The organism is Rubrivivax rivuli (genome assembly GCF_004016505.1).
In the GTDB taxonomy this organism is placed as follows: Bacteria; Pseudomonadota; Gammaproteobacteria; order Burkholderiales; family Burkholderiaceae_C; genus Rubrivivax; species Rubrivivax rivuli.
The window spans coordinates 100,813-115,393 of the sequence record NZ_SACR01000002.1 but is presented as its reverse complement, the minus strand read 5'-3'; the positions used below and the strand labels follow the sequence as shown (position 1 = coordinate 115,393).

The 14,581-nt window shown below is 71.8% G+C and carries 13 protein-coding genes; 7 read left to right on the top strand and 6 right to left on the bottom strand.

Annotated features, from left to right (window positions below; all coding sequences use genetic code 11):
* Window positions 1-22 precede the first annotated feature (22 nt).
* The 4 genes from mltB to EOE66_RS05150 are packed head-to-tail and all read right to left on the bottom strand — an operon-like array spanning window position 23 to window position 5,110.
* Window positions 23-1,171 (bottom strand): lytic murein transglycosylase B, encoded by a 1,149-nt coding sequence (mltB, locus tag EOE66_RS05165; protein ID WP_245478917.1) that lies wholly within the window; start codon window positions 1,169-1,171, stop codon window positions 23-25.
* Window positions 1,168-3,216: a transglutaminase TgpA family protein gene (locus EOE66_RS05160; protein ID WP_245478916.1), complete on the bottom strand. Its 2,049-nt coding sequence runs from the start codon at window positions 3,214-3,216 to the stop codon at window positions 1,168-1,170. The genes mltB and EOE66_RS05160 overlap by 4 nt, the downstream gene beginning before the upstream one ends.
* Window positions 3,213-4,187, bottom strand: coding sequence for a DUF58 domain-containing protein (locus EOE66_RS05155; RefSeq protein ID WP_128227621.1), 975 nt, complete (start codon window positions 4,185-4,187; stop codon window positions 3,213-3,215). The genes EOE66_RS05160 and EOE66_RS05155 overlap by 4 nt, the downstream gene beginning before the upstream one ends.
* Window positions 4,184-5,110 carry an AAA family ATPase gene (locus EOE66_RS05150; RefSeq protein WP_128227620.1) on the bottom strand — a complete coding sequence of 309 codons (927 nt, stop codon included), beginning with the start codon at window positions 5,108-5,110 and terminating at the stop codon, window positions 4,184-4,186. The genes EOE66_RS05155 and EOE66_RS05150 overlap by 4 nt, the downstream gene beginning before the upstream one ends.
* 40 nt (window positions 5,111-5,150) lie before the next feature.
* Here EOE66_RS05150 and EOE66_RS05145 point away from each other — a divergent pair, with 40 nt between their 5' ends.
* The 5 genes from EOE66_RS05145 to EOE66_RS05125 all read left to right on the top strand — a co-directional run bounded on the left by EOE66_RS05145 (window position 5,151) and on the right by EOE66_RS05125 (window position 10,553).
* The gene (locus EOE66_RS05145) at window positions 5,151-6,089 is read left to right on the top strand and encodes a histone deacetylase family protein (RefSeq protein WP_128227619.1); all 939 of its coding nucleotides are present in this window, start codon (window positions 5,151-5,153) and stop codon (window positions 6,087-6,089) included.
* On the top strand, window positions 6,089-7,363 hold the full coding sequence (locus EOE66_RS05140) for a mechanosensitive ion channel family protein (protein WP_128227618.1): 1,275 nt from the start codon (window positions 6,089-6,091) through the stop codon (window positions 7,361-7,363). Before EOE66_RS05145 ends, EOE66_RS05140 begins: the two co-directional genes overlap by 1 nt.
* Window positions 7,363-7,794, top strand: a complete 432-nt coding sequence (locus EOE66_RS05135) for a hypothetical protein (RefSeq protein ID WP_128227617.1) — start codon at window positions 7,363-7,365, stop codon at window positions 7,792-7,794. The genes EOE66_RS05140 and EOE66_RS05135 overlap by 1 nt, the downstream gene beginning before the upstream one ends.
* Window positions 7,795-8,003: 209 nt before the next feature.
* Window positions 8,004-10,034, top strand: a complete 2,031-nt coding sequence (locus EOE66_RS22275) for a TonB-dependent receptor (protein ID WP_310733092.1) — start codon at window positions 8,004-8,006, stop codon at window positions 10,032-10,034.
* 96 nt (window positions 10,035-10,130) lie between these two features.
* Entirely contained in the window at window positions 10,131-10,553 is a 423-nt protein-coding gene (locus EOE66_RS05125; protein WP_128227615.1) for a response regulator, read from the top strand.
* A gap of 6 nt (window positions 10,554-10,559) precedes the next feature.
* Here the strand turns inward: EOE66_RS05125 and pdxH are convergent, their stop codons facing one another.
* The gene (gene pdxH / locus EOE66_RS05120; protein WP_128227614.1) at window positions 10,560-11,195 is read right to left on the bottom strand and encodes a pyridoxamine 5'-phosphate oxidase; all 636 of its coding nucleotides are present in this window, start codon (window positions 11,193-11,195) and stop codon (window positions 10,560-10,562) included.
* Window positions 11,196-11,375: 180 nt separating this feature from the next.
* Here pdxH and EOE66_RS05115 point away from each other — a divergent pair, with 180 nt between their 5' ends.
* Window positions 11,376-11,975 (top strand): nucleotidyltransferase family protein, encoded by a 600-nt coding sequence (locus tag EOE66_RS05115; RefSeq protein WP_128227613.1) that lies wholly within the window; start codon window positions 11,376-11,378, stop codon window positions 11,973-11,975.
* 18 nt (window positions 11,976-11,993) lie between these two features.
* On the opposite strand, the gene EOE66_RS05110 is transcribed toward EOE66_RS05115, so the two are convergent.
* Window positions 11,994-12,602 (bottom strand): gamma-glutamylcyclotransferase, encoded by a 609-nt coding sequence (locus EOE66_RS05110; protein WP_128227612.1) that lies wholly within the window; start codon window positions 12,600-12,602, stop codon window positions 11,994-11,996.
* Between the two features lie 136 nt (window positions 12,603-12,738).
* Here EOE66_RS05110 and edd point away from each other — a divergent pair, with 136 nt between their 5' ends.
* On the top strand, window positions 12,739-14,580 hold the full coding sequence (edd, locus tag EOE66_RS05105; protein WP_128227611.1) for a phosphogluconate dehydratase: 1,842 nt from the start codon (window positions 12,739-12,741) through the stop codon (window positions 14,578-14,580).
* Window position 14,581: the final 1 nt, after the last annotated feature.

The following is a 14,581-nucleotide window of genomic DNA, read 5'->3' as shown; positions in this document are numbered from 1 at the left end:
GCAGCAATGCGCGCGGTCGGTCTCAGCCCGGCCCGCGCCCCTGTCGCAGCGCGGCGGCCAGGTCGATGACGGCCATCGCGTAGTACGCGCTCCAGTTGTAGCGCGTGATGACGTAGAAGTTGGCCGTGCCCGCCACGTGCGTGGCCGGCGCCTCGCCGTTCTGCAGTTCCACCAGGGCCAGCAGGCCTTCGTGGCCCTGCGCCTCCTTCGGCAGCGTGGCGCCGTGGGCCGCGAACTCGGCGGCGGTGAAGCTGGGGCGGATGTCGGGGGCCAGCAGCATGGCCGCGTTCGCGGGCTCGGCGGGCAGTGTCACCGCGTAGTGCGTGGGCAGGCCGCGCTCCCAGCCATGGGCGGCCAGGAAGTGGGCCACGCTGCCCACCACGTCGGCACCGCTGTCCATCAGGTCGACATGGTCGTCGCCGTCGAAATCGAGCGCCCAGCGGTTCACGCTGCCGGGCATGAACTGCGGCAGGCCCCAGGCGCCGGCGAAGCTGCCCTTCATGCTCTGCGGGTCGCGGCCCTCGCGCGCGCAAAGCACGAAGAACTCCGCCAGCTCGCTGCGGAAGAAGGCGCTGCGGTCGCGGCGGCCGGTGGGGAAATCGAAGCTCAGCGTGGCCAGCGCGTCGATGAGGCGGAAGTTGCCGGTGATGCGGCCGTAGAAGGTTTCCACGCCCACGATGGCGGCCACGATCTCGGGTGGCACGCCCCAGCGCGCCTCGGCCTCGGCCAGCCAGCGCGCGTGCTGCTGCCAGAAGGCCAGGCCGGCGTTGATGCGCTGCGGCTCGATGAAACGCGCGCGGTAGGCCGCCCAGTTCTTGGGCACGCCCACCGGCGGCGGCATGATGAGTTGTTGGACTGCCGGCAGTTGCCGCGCCTGCCCCAGCTGCTGGCGCAGCCAGTCGGCGCTCAGGCCGCGCTCGGTGGCCACTTCCTCGGCAAAGGCCATCGCCGCCGGGTGGCCGACGTAGGCCGGGCCGGCGGGTCGGCTGCGGCGCCGGGCCGAGGGTTTGGCGGCGGCTTTGGCGCGGGGCTTCTTGGCCGGTGCCTGGGTCTGCGCTTGTGCTGCGGCGGCCTGCAAGCCCAGCATCGCTGGCGCCGCACCCCAACCCAGCACAGCCAGCGCCGCCAGCCATCGCCGACGTGCGGGCAGGCCTCCGTGGGATGAACTCATGCCCTGGATTTCACCGCACGCGGCAAAGCCCCCTGGAAGCGCCGCCACCAGCCCCGCTCCGGCGGCGCCGGCGGGCCGCTCTGGGCGTAACGCTCGCGGTCCAGTGCATCGAGCATGGCGGCGGCTTCGACGCCGGCCTCGCCCAACGCTGCGCGCAGGCGTTGCGCGCGTTCACGCGGCCCGTGGTGGGGCTGCACGTCCACGCCCAGCGCGCGCAGCCGCTGCAGCACCTGCTGCTGCAGGCGCAGCCAGGGGTCTTGCCGGCGGCGGTCCCACCAGGCCCAGCTGGCGCCCACCAGCGCCGCGCTGGCCAGCAGCACGCCCAGCAGCTGCGCCAGGTCTCGCCAGCTCGGCGCTTCGAAGCCCAGCTCGCGCAGCAGGTCGAACTGCTGGCCGCGGCTGTAGTTCAGCACCCATTGGTTCCAGCGGTTGTTGACGATCTCCCAGGCGTCGCGCAGGCGCGTGGCCAGCGCCGGGTCCAGCGCGTTGACGGCCCCGGCCACGAGCCCGGGCGGTGGCGCCAGGCGGTTGCCGCGCTGCACGCGGTCGGGCGCCACGGCCGTGGTGGGGTCCACGCGCACCCAGCCCTCGCCGGCCACCCAGATCTCGGCCCAGGCGTGCGCGTTGCGCTGGCGTACGACGTACCAGCCGTCCTGCGGCTGGGGGTCGGTGCCCTGGTAGCCCGTGACGATGCGAGCCGGCACGTCCATCGCGCGCATCACCACCACGAAGGCGCTGGCGAAGTGTTCGCAGAAGCCGAGCTTGCGGTCGAGCCAGAACTCGTCGATGGCGTTCTCGTCGTAGGGCCCGGGCTCCAGCGTGTAGGTGTAGCCGCCCTCGCGGATGTGGCGCAGCACCTGGTTGGCCAGGCTGCGCGCGTCGGCCGTCAGGTTGCCGGGGCGGGCGCGCAGGTCGGCGGCCCACTGCAGCGTGCGCGGGTTGGTGTTGGGCGGCAGGTCGACGAGATCGCGCAGACCGACGATGTCTTCGCGCGGGCCGTGGCGGTGCTGCAGGTGGGCGCTGGCCTGCACACGCACGCGGTCGATCAGCGGGCGGTCCAGCTGCCATTGGCCGTCTTGGCGCAGCTGCAGCTGCCAGCCCGGCAGCTCGGGCGCGCTGCCGGGGGTGTTGGGCGTCATCTCCAGCAGCGGCAGCAGCGGCAGGCGGCTGGGTTCCAACGTCATCTCGTAGCGCAGCGGTTGCCCGCGCACTTCCAGCTGCAGCGGCGGGCGCAGCGAAGGCGCGAAGCTGGACTGCAGCCGCGTCCATTCACGCCCGTTGAAGCCGCCCAGCACCGGGCCGCGGAAGTACATCTGCTCGGGGCTGGGCACGGGCCCGAAGAAGCGCAGACGCAGCGCGATGCTGTCGTCTTCGGCCAGGCTGGCCACGCCGCCCAGCCGCAGGCTGCCCGAAAGACCCGTGCGGCCCTGCGCGTCCTGCGGCAGGCCCCAAAGCGGCCCGATGCGCGGGAACAGCACGAAGAGCACCAGCATCAGCGGCACACCCAAGGCCGCCGCACGCGCCGCCACCTTGCCGGCCCGCCACAGCGGCGGGCGGCCCACCGGCAGGTGCGCCAGCGTCAGCGCCGTGAGCAGGCCCCACACCGAGATCAGCAGCCACAGGCCGGTGAGCAGGCTCTGTGAATAGAGGAAGTGCGTCAGCACCAGGAAGAAGCCGAGGAAGAACACCACCAGCGCGTCACGCCTGGCGCGCAGCTCCAGCGTCTTCAGCGCCATCAGCACCACCAGCAGCGTGATGCCGGCTTCCTTGCCCAGCAGCGTGCGTTCGCTCCACCAGGTCAGCGCACCGGCCACCAGCAGCAGCCCGGCCACCAGCCAGCGGCTGGGCAGGGCGCCCCCGGTCAGGGCGAGATGGCCGCGCCACAGCAGCAGCGCTGCCGCCATGCCACCGCACCACAGTGGCAGGTGCAGCGTGTGCGGCGCGATGGCCAGCGCGATGACGGCCAGGTGGAAGAGCGTGTCGCGCGTTTCGCGCGGCAGCTGCAGCACACGCAGCCGTGTCAGCAGGGGGATGGCGGCGGTCATGGGTGCAGGGCCAGCCATTCCAGCGCCGTGCGGCGCTGGGTGTCGCCGCTGCCGGGCGGCAACTCGCGGCCGGCCAGGCGCAGGCCGTAGTCCATGCCGGCCTGCTCGGCGGCCAGCACCCAGGCGGCCAGGCGCGAGAGGCGGGCTTCGCTGCCGCCGATGCCGGTGTTTTGCGCATCGAGCCAGAGCTCGCGCTGCGCGTTGCCGGTGGTCTCTCGGCTGACGAGCTCGCCGCTGCGCGCCACCTTCTTCCACACCACCTGGCGCATGGTGTCGCCGCGGCGCCAGGGGCGCACGCCGTCGAGCTCACCGCCGCTGCCGCGCGGGCTGCTGTGCTCTTCGCCGTGGCGGGCGCTGCTCAGCGGCAGCGGCGGCGCGGGGTGCTCGGGTTTCGGCCAAGCCAGCACACGCGCGGCCGGGCGCCACACCGTCCAGGCGCGGAAGAGGCCGAAGGGAAACAGCGTCTCCACCACCAGCGCCGGCACCGGCTGCCAGCCGCGGCGTGCCGGCACCAGGCTCAGCTGAACGCTGGCATGGCCGCCGGCGGGTGCGTCACACCAGGCCAGGCCGCCGTCCTCATCGCTCTCGAAGCGCAGGCCCAGGGCCGGGCGTTCGTGGCTGGGGTTCTGCAGCACCACGTCCAGCAGCGCCGGCTCGCCCACGAACACCGGCTGCGCCGGCCGCAGGTGCAGCGTCAAGCCGCGCAGGTTGCCGTGCGTGATGTGCATGCTGACCAGCGCCGCGCCGGCCAGCAGGAAGGTGAGGGCGTAGCCCAGGTTCAGCTGGTAGTTGATGCTGGCCAGCAGCATCACCGCCAGCGTGGCCAGGAAGGTGAAGCCGGCTCTGGTCGGCAGGATGTAGACGTTGCGCTGGCCCAGCACCCAGGTGTCGGTCAGCGGCAGGCGGGCCTGCCACCAGTGCCGGAAACGCTGGCGCACCGAGAGGCCGGCAAGCACCCCCGCGGCGTTCATGGAATCGGTGTGGCTTCCACCATGGCGCGCACTTGCGCGACGGCGCCGCGGCCCGCACCGGCCACGGGCGTGAGCCGGTGGGCCACGGCCTGCGGCAGGATGGCCTGGATGTCGTCGGGCGCCACGTAGTCGCGCCCGCCCATCAGCGCACGCGCCTTGGCCACGCGAAGCACGGCAATGCCTGCGCGTGGCGACAGCCCTTCCACGAACCAGGCGCCCGAGCGCGTGGCCGCGATCAAGGCCTGCAGGTAGTCGAGCAAGGCCTCGCTGGCACGCACCCGCTGCACCACGTCTTGCGCACGCAGCAGTTCTTCCGGCGTCATCACCGCCGGCAGGCTCAGCGCGGCATGGCGGCGGTCGCCGCCCGAGAGCAGCTCACGCTCGGCGGCACGGTCGGGGTAGCCGAGCGTGATGCGCAGCAGGAAGCGGTCGAGCTGGCTTTCGGGCAGCGGGTAGGTACCGAGCTGGTCGCTGGGGTTCTGCGTGCCGATCACGAAGAAGGGTTTGGGCAGCTTGAGCGTCTGGTTCTCCACCGAGACCTGCTGCTCTTCCATGGCCTCGAGCAGCGCGCTTTGCGTTTTCGGGCCGGCGCGGTTGATCTCGTCGGCCAGCAGCACCTGCGCGAACACCGGGCCGGGGTGGAAGACGAACTGGTCTTTGGCGCGTTCGAAGACGCTCACGCCGATGAGGTCGCTGGGCATGAGGTCGGCGGTGAACTGCACGCGCCGGAAATCCAGGCCCAGGCTGGCCGCCAGCGTGTGGGCCAGCGTGGTCTTGCCGACGCCCGGCACGTCCTCGATGAGCAGGTGGCCGCCGGCCAGCAGGCAGGCGATGCAGTCTTCGATCTGCGGGCGTTTGCCAACGACGATCGTGCTAATCTGATCGACCAGCTTTCCGAGCTGGTGCGCAAGCTGTGCATCCATGCGCGGCACCATACCCGAATTGCGGAAACCGGATTCCTTGATGAGCACCGTGTTCTACAGCCACCCCGATTGCCGTCTTCACGACATGGGGGCTGGCCACCCGGAGTGCCCGGCGCGGCTGGACGCCATCAACGACCACCTGCTCGCCACCGGCCTGGACATCGCGCTCGAGTTCAAGGAGGCGCCTGCCGCCACCGCCGAGCAGATCGAACGTGCGCACACCACGCACTACGTCACCGAACTGCAAGAGAAGCTGCAACTCGTGAAAACCAGCGGCGAATCACGCTCGCTCGACCCCGACACCGTGGCCTGCCCCGCCACGCTGAGCGCCGCGCTGCACGCCGCCGGCGCCGCCGTGGCCGCCACCGACGACGTGCTGGCCGGCCGCGCGCGCAACGCCTTCTGCAGCGTGCGCCCGCCCGGTCACCACGCCACGCGTGACGAGACCATGGGCTTCTGCTTCTTCAACAACGTGGCCATCGCCGCGCGCCACGCGCTGGACGTGCACGGCCTGAAGCGCGTGGCCATCATCGATTTCGACGTGCACCACGGCAACGGCACCGAAGACATCATCGCCGGCGACGAACGCGTGCTGATGTGCAGCTACTTCCAGCACCCGCTCTACCCCTACAGCGGCGCCGTGCCCAAGGGCACGAACATGGTCAACGTGCCGATGGCGCCCTACACGCGCGGCCCCGCCGTGCGTGAGGCCATCGAGCAGCAGTGGCTGCCGGCGCTGGAGGCCTTCCGCCCCGAGATGGTGTTCATCAGCGCCGGCTTCGACGCCCACCGCGAAGACGAACTCGGCCAGATGGGCCTGGTGGAGGCCGATTACGAATGGATCACGCGCCGCCTCGTCGAGGTGGCGAACCGGCACGCCCAAGGCCGCATCGTCAGCTGCCTGGAGGGCGGCTACCACCTCAGCGCGCTGGCGCGCAGCGTGGCGGCACACGTGCGCGTGCTGGCCGACGTGGCCTGATGGCCGCCGCTGCGGTGGGCCGCGGCCTCGACGCCGAGGAACTCGGCCGCCTGCTGCACGCGCTGTGGCAGCCCACGGCGCTCATCGAGATGGGCGTGATCGGTGGCTGCCTGGGCCTCGCGTGGGCGATCGTGCGGCTGGTGCGCGGGCCCGAGCCGCGCCGCGGCTCGATCTGGTTCGGCCATGGCGTGGTCGACGGCATCTTCTTTCCGGTGCTGGCGCTGCTGCTGGTGCTGCTGGCGCGCTGGGCGCTGAAGACCTGGGTGCCGCTGGCGGTGTTCAAGCTGGCGGTGCCGGTGCTGCTGTCGCTGGCCGTCATCAGGCTGACCGTGCGCGTGCTGCACGCCAGCTTCCCCGATTCGAGGCTCGTGCGGGTGGTCGAGCGCAGCGTCTCGTGGATGGTGTGGCTGGGCGTGGTGCTGTGGATCACGGGGCTGCTGCCGTTGCTGCTGCAGGAACTCGACACCATCCAGTGGAAGATCGGCAGCACGCAGATCAGTGTGCGCAACATCCTGGAAGGCGCGGTCAGCGCGGTGCTGGTGCTGGTGGGCGCGCTGTGGCTCTCGTCGATGCTGGAAGCGCGCTTGCTGCAGGGCGCCACCACCAACCTGGGCGTGCGCAAGATGGCGGCCAACGCGCTGCGCGCGCTGCTGCTCTTCATCGGGCTGATGTTCGCGCTGTCGGCCGCGGGCATCGATCTCACCGCACTGGGCGTGCTGGGTGGCGCTCTGGGCGTGGGCATCGGCTTCGGCCTGCAGAAGCTGGCGGCCAACTACGTGAGCGGCTTCGTCATCCTGGCCGAGCAGAGCATGCGCATCGGCGACCTGGTGAAGGTCGACAACTTCGAGGGCCGCATCACCGACATCAGCACGCGCTACACCGTCATCCGCGCCATCAACGGCCGCGAGGCCATCGTGCCCAACGAGATGATGATCACGCAGCGCGTGGAGAACGCCTCGCTGGCCGACTCGCGCATGCTGCTGAACACCGTGGTGCAGGTGGCCTACGGCACCGATGTCGAAGACCTGATCGTGCGCATGAAGGAGGCCGTGGCCGCAGTGCCCCGCGTGATGGCCGATCCGGCGCCCGCGGTGCTGCTGACCAATTTCGCGGCCGACGGCCTGGAACTGACGGTCGGCTTCTGGATCGCCGACCCCGAGAACGGCCAGGGTAACGTGCGCTCTGACGTGAACCTGGCCATCCTCAAGTTGTTCGAGGTCCTGCAGGTCGAGATCCCCTTCCCGCAGCGCGTGCTGCGCCGGGCTGCCGCCTGATGTCGCAACGGCGCATGCCAGGGGCTCGGCGGCCGAGTGCCGCGCACGCGTGGCTGCTCGCCGCGTTGCTGCTGGTGGCCCAGGGGCTGGGGCTGGTTCACGGCGTCTCGCACGGGCTCGGGCACGCTGTCGCGCACAGCCTCGCGCAGGGCACCCCGCAGCGTGACGCGCCTTCGTGTGCCGATGCAGGCCACGTCCACGAGTCCCGGCCGGTCTTCTCGGTCGCGCAGGTGCATGGCGGTTCACACGAAGCCGGCGATGCCGAGTGCCGCCTCATCGACCAGCTGGCGCATGCCGACGCACTGTTCGCGGCACCGGCCTGGGCCGGGCTGCCGCCGCCCGGGCGCGACGCCCCCGCCACGGCCCCGCGACTGGCCTGGGCCGCCGGGGGCTCGGCGGCCTACCTCGCCCGCGCTCCCCCGCGCGGCTGAGCCGGCGCAGGCGCCGCGCGCCTGCTTCACCCCGCCCTGTCCCTGACCACCGCCCCGCCGCCGCAGCGCGGCGCCGTGGCGGCCCTCTTCATTTCTGGTGCTGCCGTGCCTCAAGGCCGTCAGTGCCTGCGAGCCCTTTCATGTGCAAATCCTTTTCCGCCCCCCGTCGTCGCCGTGCCACCCGCCCGCGCGACCCTGCCTTGCATGCCTTGGCCCTTGCCGCCTGGCTGAGCGTGCCTGCCGTGCACGCGCAGACCGCCGCCCCGGCGGCGGCCCAGACCGTGGTGATCACCGGCAATCCGCTGGGCCGCGAAGCGGCCGCCGCGCCAGTCAGCGTGCTGGCCGGCAGCGGCCTGCTGCTGCGCCGCGCCGGCACGCTGGGTGAAACGCTCGACGGCCTGCCCGGCGTCAGCGCCAGCGGCTTCGGGCCCAACAGCAGCCGGCCCGTCATCCGCGGCCTGGATGGCGACCGCGTGCGCCTGCTCGATGGCGGTGCTGCCTCCATCGACGCCTCCAACCTGAGCTTCGACCACGCCAGCGCCACCGATCCACTGGTGGCCGAGCGCATCGAGGTGCTGCGCGGACCGGCAGCCTTGCTCTACGGCGGCAACGCCACGGGCGGTGTCGTCAACGTCATCGACAACCGCATCCCGCGCGTGGTGCCGGTGGGCGCCTTGAGCGGCCGCGCCGAAGTGCGTTTCGGCGGTGCCGCAGCAGAGCGCGCCGGCGCCGTGGTGCTGGAAGGCGGCGCCGGCGGCTTCGCCTGGCATGCCGACGCCCACGGCCGCCAGGCCAGCGACCTGCGCACGCCGCGCTACACGCCCATCGAGGACGGGCAGGCCCTCGAACCCACGAAGCGCGTGCGCAATTCAGCCGCGCGCACCGAAGGCGGTGCGCTGGGCGCCGGCTGGGTGGGCGCCAAGGGCTACCTCGGCGCTTCTTTCGACACCGGCGAGCAGCGCTACGGCGTGACGGTGGAACCCGACGTCATCATCCGCATGAAGCGCGACCGCAGCTCGCTGGCGGGTGAACTGCGCGCACTGGGCGGCCCCATTGCCGCCATCACCGCGCAGGCCAGCCACACGCGTTACCGGCACGACGAGGTGGAGGGCAGCGGCGAGATCGGCACCACCTTCCGCAGCACCGGTGATGAACTGCGCCTGCAGCTGCGCCACGCGCCCCTCGGTCCGCTGCAGGGCGTGTTCGGCGTGCAGACCGAGAAGCTCGACTTCTCGGCCCTGGGCGAAGAGGCTTTCGTGCCCGGCACCCGCACGCGCAGCACCGCGCTCTTCGCGCTGGAAGAACTGGACGCCGGCCCCGTGCGCCTGGGCTTCGGCCTGCGCACCGAGCGCGTGCGCGTGGCCAGCGTCGGCGATGCGCCCGATGCCGCCGAGCCGCGCTTTGGCGCGGCCGTCGAGCGCCGCTTCTCGCCCCGCAGTGCCTCGGTGCAGGCCAGCCTCGGCACGGGTCCGGGTTGGCAGCTCGGTGCCACGCTGGGCCACACCGAGCGTGCGCCGGCCTACTACGAGCTCTACGCCAACGGCGTGCACGTGGCCACCGCCGCCTACGAGCGCGGTGATGCCACGCTGCCCACCGAACGCAGCCGCCATGCCGAACTGGGCCTGGGTTGGTCGGGCGCCGGCAGCAGCCTGAAGTTCAGCCTTTGGCAGACCCGGTTTGCGCGCTACATCGCGCTCGATGCCACGGGCGTGGACATCGTCGTGCCCGGCGAGAACGGCGATCCCGACAGCAGCGTGCCCGAGTACGCCTTCCGCAGCGTGGGCGCGCGGCTGCAGGGCCTGGAACTCGAGGGGCGCACGCGGCTGTTCGACGCTGGCGCAGGGCGTCCTTTCGCGCTGGAGCTCAGCGGCAGCCTGGACCGCGTGAGCGGCCGCAACACCAGCACGGGCGAAGCGCTGCCGCGCCTGGCGCCGCTGCGGCTGCGCCTGGCGCTGCAGGCCCAGGCCGAAGGCTGGCAGGCCGGCGTGGCGCTGCGCCATGCCGCGAGGCAAAGCCGTGTGCCTGCCACCGACACCGCCACGCCTGGCCACACGCTGCTGGACCTGACAGCGGCCGGTGCACTGCCGATGGCCTGGGCGGGTGGTCGCACGCAGTGGTTCGCCAAGCTCAGCAACGTGACCGACCGCGTGGCCATCAATGCCGCGGCGATCGACACCGTCCGCGGCCTGTCACCGGCCGGCGGGCGCGCGTTGAGCGTGGGCCTGCGCGCCACCTTCTGACGGAGCGGCGGCCGTCCGCAGGCGTGTGCGAGAGGCGCTCGGTACACTGCGCCTGCGGGCCCAGGCCCGACCCCCAAGCAGTCTCCGAACCGTTCCATGCCGCCCGCTGACGACCCGCCTGCTGACAGCCTTCGCGTGCTTTGCGTCGAAGACAACCCGGTGAATCTGCAACTCGTGCGCGAGCTCATCGCCTTGCGCCCCGCGGTGCGCCTGCGCACGGCCGAAGATGGCCTCTCGGGCGTGGCCGCCGCCCAGGCCGAGCCTCCCGAGCTGGTGTTGCTGGACATCCAGCTGCCCGACATCGACGGCCTGGAAGTCATGCGCCGCCTGCGCTCGGCGCCGCGCACCGCAGGCTGCCGCATCGTGGCCTTGTCGGCCGATGCCATGCCCGAGCGCATCCGCGCGGCCTTGTCGGCCGGATTCGACGACTACTGGACCAAGCCCATCCAGTTCGATGCCTTCCTGAGGCATCTCGACCACCTCATCTCGGCCCGCGCGGCAGGGCAGGCCTTGCGCTGAGCCGGCTCAGGGCGCCAGGCGTTCACGGACCCAGGCGCCACCCACCTGCCGGTAGCGCAGGCGGTCGTGCAGGCGGCTCTTGCGGCCCTGCCAGAACTCCCAGGCGTCGGGCACGAGACGGTAGCCGCCCCAGTGTGGCGGGCGCGGCGGGTTCAACGCGTGGCGCACGGCAGCCTCGGCCGCGGCCTTCACGAGCACCGCACGCGAGCTGATCACCTGGCTTTGCGGCGAAGCCCAGGCACCGAGCCGCGAATCGAGCGGACGGCTGTGGAAGTAGGCGTCGGATTCTTCTTCGCTGGTCTTCTCGACACGCCCTTCGATGCGGACCACGCGCTCCAGTTCGACCCAGTGAAACTGGAGTGCAGCGAAGGGCCGTTGCGCCAGTTCGCGGCCCTTGCGGCTGCCGTAGTTGGTGTACCAGACGATGCCGCGTGCATCCACGCCCTTGATCAGCACCACGCGGGTGCTCGGCCGGCCGTCGTCACCCACGGTGGCCAGCGTCATGGCGTTGGGTTCGGGCAGCTGCGATTGCAGGGCCTGCTCGAACCAGAGCTGGAACTGGTGCAGAGGGTCGGCGGCCGAGGCCGTCTCGTCGAGTTCTGCCTTCTCGTAGCTCTTGCGCAGGCTGGCGATGTCTTCCATGCCGGGCAGTATAGGAAGGCGACAGAGCGTCTAGGGTTAACGCCCTAAGTGAATGGCCGTAAGTGGTTGGCCGTAAGTGATGGCCCCAGTTCATGGCGGGCCTCCACGGCGCCATTCTCGGCACCCAGGAAGAGGCCGCGCGCACAACCCGTGCCTGCCACGCGCGGCCAGACCACAAGCATGCGATTGCGCCCCACCATCGTCGTGCCCGCCGCCGGGCGGGGCAGCCGCTTCGGCGGGCCCTTGCACAAGCTGCTGCAACCCTTCGGTGGCAGCACCGTGCTGGGCACCACGCTGCGACAGGCGGTGCAGACCCAGCTGCCGGTGGTGCTGGTCACCACCGCAGCCATGCTGCCGCTGGCCAGCTTGGTGCTGGCCACGCGTGACATCGTGGTGCTCAGCGAAGAAGAAGCCGCGCGCGGCATGGGCGCCACCATCGCCCGCGGCGTGTCAGAGCGCTCGGGCGCGCCGGGCTGGGTGGTGCTGCCGGGCGACATGCCGCTGGTGCAGCCCGGCACCGTGCTGGCCGTGGCCGGCGCGCTGGAGCAGCACCCGGTGGTCTATGCCCAGCACCGGGGCCGCCGCGGCCACCCCGTGGCCTTCGGCGCCGAGCTGTATTCCGAGCTCATCCAGCTCAACAACGACGACGGCGCCCGGCGCGTCCTGCTGCGTTACCCGGCCCACGGCCAGGAGACCGAAGATGCCGGCGTGCTGCTCGACGTGGACACCGCCACCGATCTCGAAGCCCTGCGCCAGCGCGCCGTGCAAACCGCCGGCTGAAGCGCGCAGCAGGGCCGGCTAGAGCAGCCGATGGGCCTGTGCCAGCGCCATCAAGCGCTCCACCTCGCGGTCATGCCAGCCTCGCTCACGCAGGGCACGGGCGGTCTGTGCCAGGTAGTCCAGCGTGCTGCCGTAGCGGCCGCGGGCATGGCGCAGGATGTGCACCATCTCTTCGTCGGGCAGGCGCGGCAGGCAGGCCACGCTGCGGCGGCTGAGCGTGAAGGCCAGGGCCGGCACCACACCGTGCGCCGTGCGGGCCGGCAGCAGGCGCGCGTCGTACACGCCCGTGGGTTGTTCGCGCGCCCAGAGGCGGTCGAGCTCGGCCTCGGCGCTGTCGGTGCGCAGGCGGTACACCACGCCGCGGCAGGCGCCGCCCGGCAGCAGGGCGAAGACCAGGCCCGGTTGCTGGGGTGTGCCGCGGTTGATGCGAGAGCGCATGCGCAGCGCGCGGTGCCAGCCGCGCACCAGCGCCGGGCGGTGCTCGGCGGCTTCGAACTCGGGGCGCCAGATCAGCGAGGCATAGCCGAACACCCACCACTCGCGGTGAGGGCGCCATTGGGTGCGGAGCTGTCGCAGCGCTTCGGCGGGGTCGCGCAGCACCAGGCTGGCAGCGATGCTTTCGGTCATGGCGCGCAAGCATCGCACAGCCGCTGCGGGCGCTGGGCCCAGGATTGACGATGTAACCCGGTTACCGAATAATCGACGTAACGGTTACATGCCCGCTGCAGCCTGACGCTGCGGCTTCCACGCCCCACCGCCCGCCATGCCTGCATCCACCCCCGCCCCGGCCCTGCACCCCGTGATCGAGGCCGTCACGCGCCGCATCGCCGAGCGCAGCGCTGCCACGCGCAGTGCCTACCTCGCCCGGCTCGACCGCCTGGCCGGGCGCGCGCCCGGCGCCGCCCGCATGGGTTGCGCCAACGTGGCGCACGCCTTCGCGGCGCTGCCGGCCAACGACAAGTTCCGCGTCGTGGCCGAGAAGGCGCCGCACATCGGCATCGTCACGGCCTACAACGACATGCTTTCGGCGCACCAGCCGTACGAGGGCTACCCGGAACTCATCCGCGAGCAGGCCCGCGCCCAGGGCGCCACGGTGCAGGTGGCCGGCGGCGTGCCGGCCATGTGCGACGGCGTCACGCAGGGCCTGCCGGGCATGGAGCTCAGCCTCTTCAGCCGCGACACCATCGCCATGGGCACCGCGGTGGCGCTGACACACGACGTGTTCGATGCCGTGCTGCTGCTGGGCGTGTGCGACAAGATCGTGCCGGGCCTGCTGATCGGTGCGCTGCACTTCGGCCACCTGCCGTGCGTCTTCGTGCCCGCGGGGCCGATGAGCAGCGGCTTGAGCAACAACGACAAGGCCAAGGTGCGCGAGCAGGCAGCACAAGGCCTGGTGGGCCGCGAAGAACTGCTGAAGGCCGAGAGCGCGGCTTACCACGGCCCCGGCACCTGCACCTTCTACGGCACCGCCAACAGCAACCAGATGCTGCTGGAAGCCATGGGCCTGCACGTGCCCGGCGCGGCCTTCGTGCACCCGCACGCCGGTTTGCGCGAGGTGCTCACGCGCGAGGCCGTCAACACCGTGCTGGGCCTCACCCAGCGCGCGCGCTACACGCCCATCGGCCGCGTGGTCGATGAGCGCTGCATCGTCAACGCCATGGTGGCGTTGCTGGCCACCGGTGGCAGCACCAACCACCTCATCCATTGGGTGGCGGTGGCGCGTGCGGCCGGCATCCTCATCGACTGGAACGACTTCGCTGATCTTTCGGCCGTGGTGCCGCTGCTGGCCCGCGTGTACCCCAACGGCAGCGCCGACGTGAACCAGTTCCAGGCCGCCGGCGGCCCGGGCTATGTGCTGCGCGAGCTGCTGGACAGTGGCCGCCTGCATGGCGACGTGAACACCGTCAGCCCCCGCGGCCTGCGCGCCTACACCGAGCTGCCCACCACCGAAACCGGCACGCTGACTTGGCGCCGCCTGCCGCCCGACAGCGGCGACAGCAGCGTGCTGCGCCCCGCCGCGCGGCCCTTCAGTGAAAGCGGTGGCCTCAAGCTGCTGCAGGGCAACCTGGGCCGCGCCGTCATCAAGACCTCGGCGGTGCCCGAAGACCGCCACGTCGTGGAAGCCCCGGCGCGCGTGTTCAGCACGCAAGAGGCGCTGCAGGTGGCCTTCAAGGCCGGCGAGCTGAACCGCGACGTGGTCGTCGTGGTGCGCTTCCAGGGCCCGCACGCCAACGGCATGCCCGAATTGCACAAGCTCACGCCGCCGCTGGCGGTGCTGCAGGGCCAGGGCCACAAGGTGGCACTGGTGACCGACGGCCGCATGAGTGGCGCCAGTGGCAAGGTGCCGGCGGCCATCCACGTCAGCCCCGAGGCGCTGGCCGGCGGCCCTCTGGCCAAGGTGCGCGATGGCGACCTGATCCGCGTCGATGCGCTGGCCGGCACGCTGCAGGCCCTGGTGCCCGAGGCCGAATGGGCCGCGCGCGAGAACGCCACGCTCGACGCCACACAGGCCGAGGTGAACGCCTACGACCTGGGCCGCGAACTTTTCGGCGGCATGCGCCGCAACGTCACCAGCGCCGAGCAGGGCGCCGTGACTTGGCTTTGAC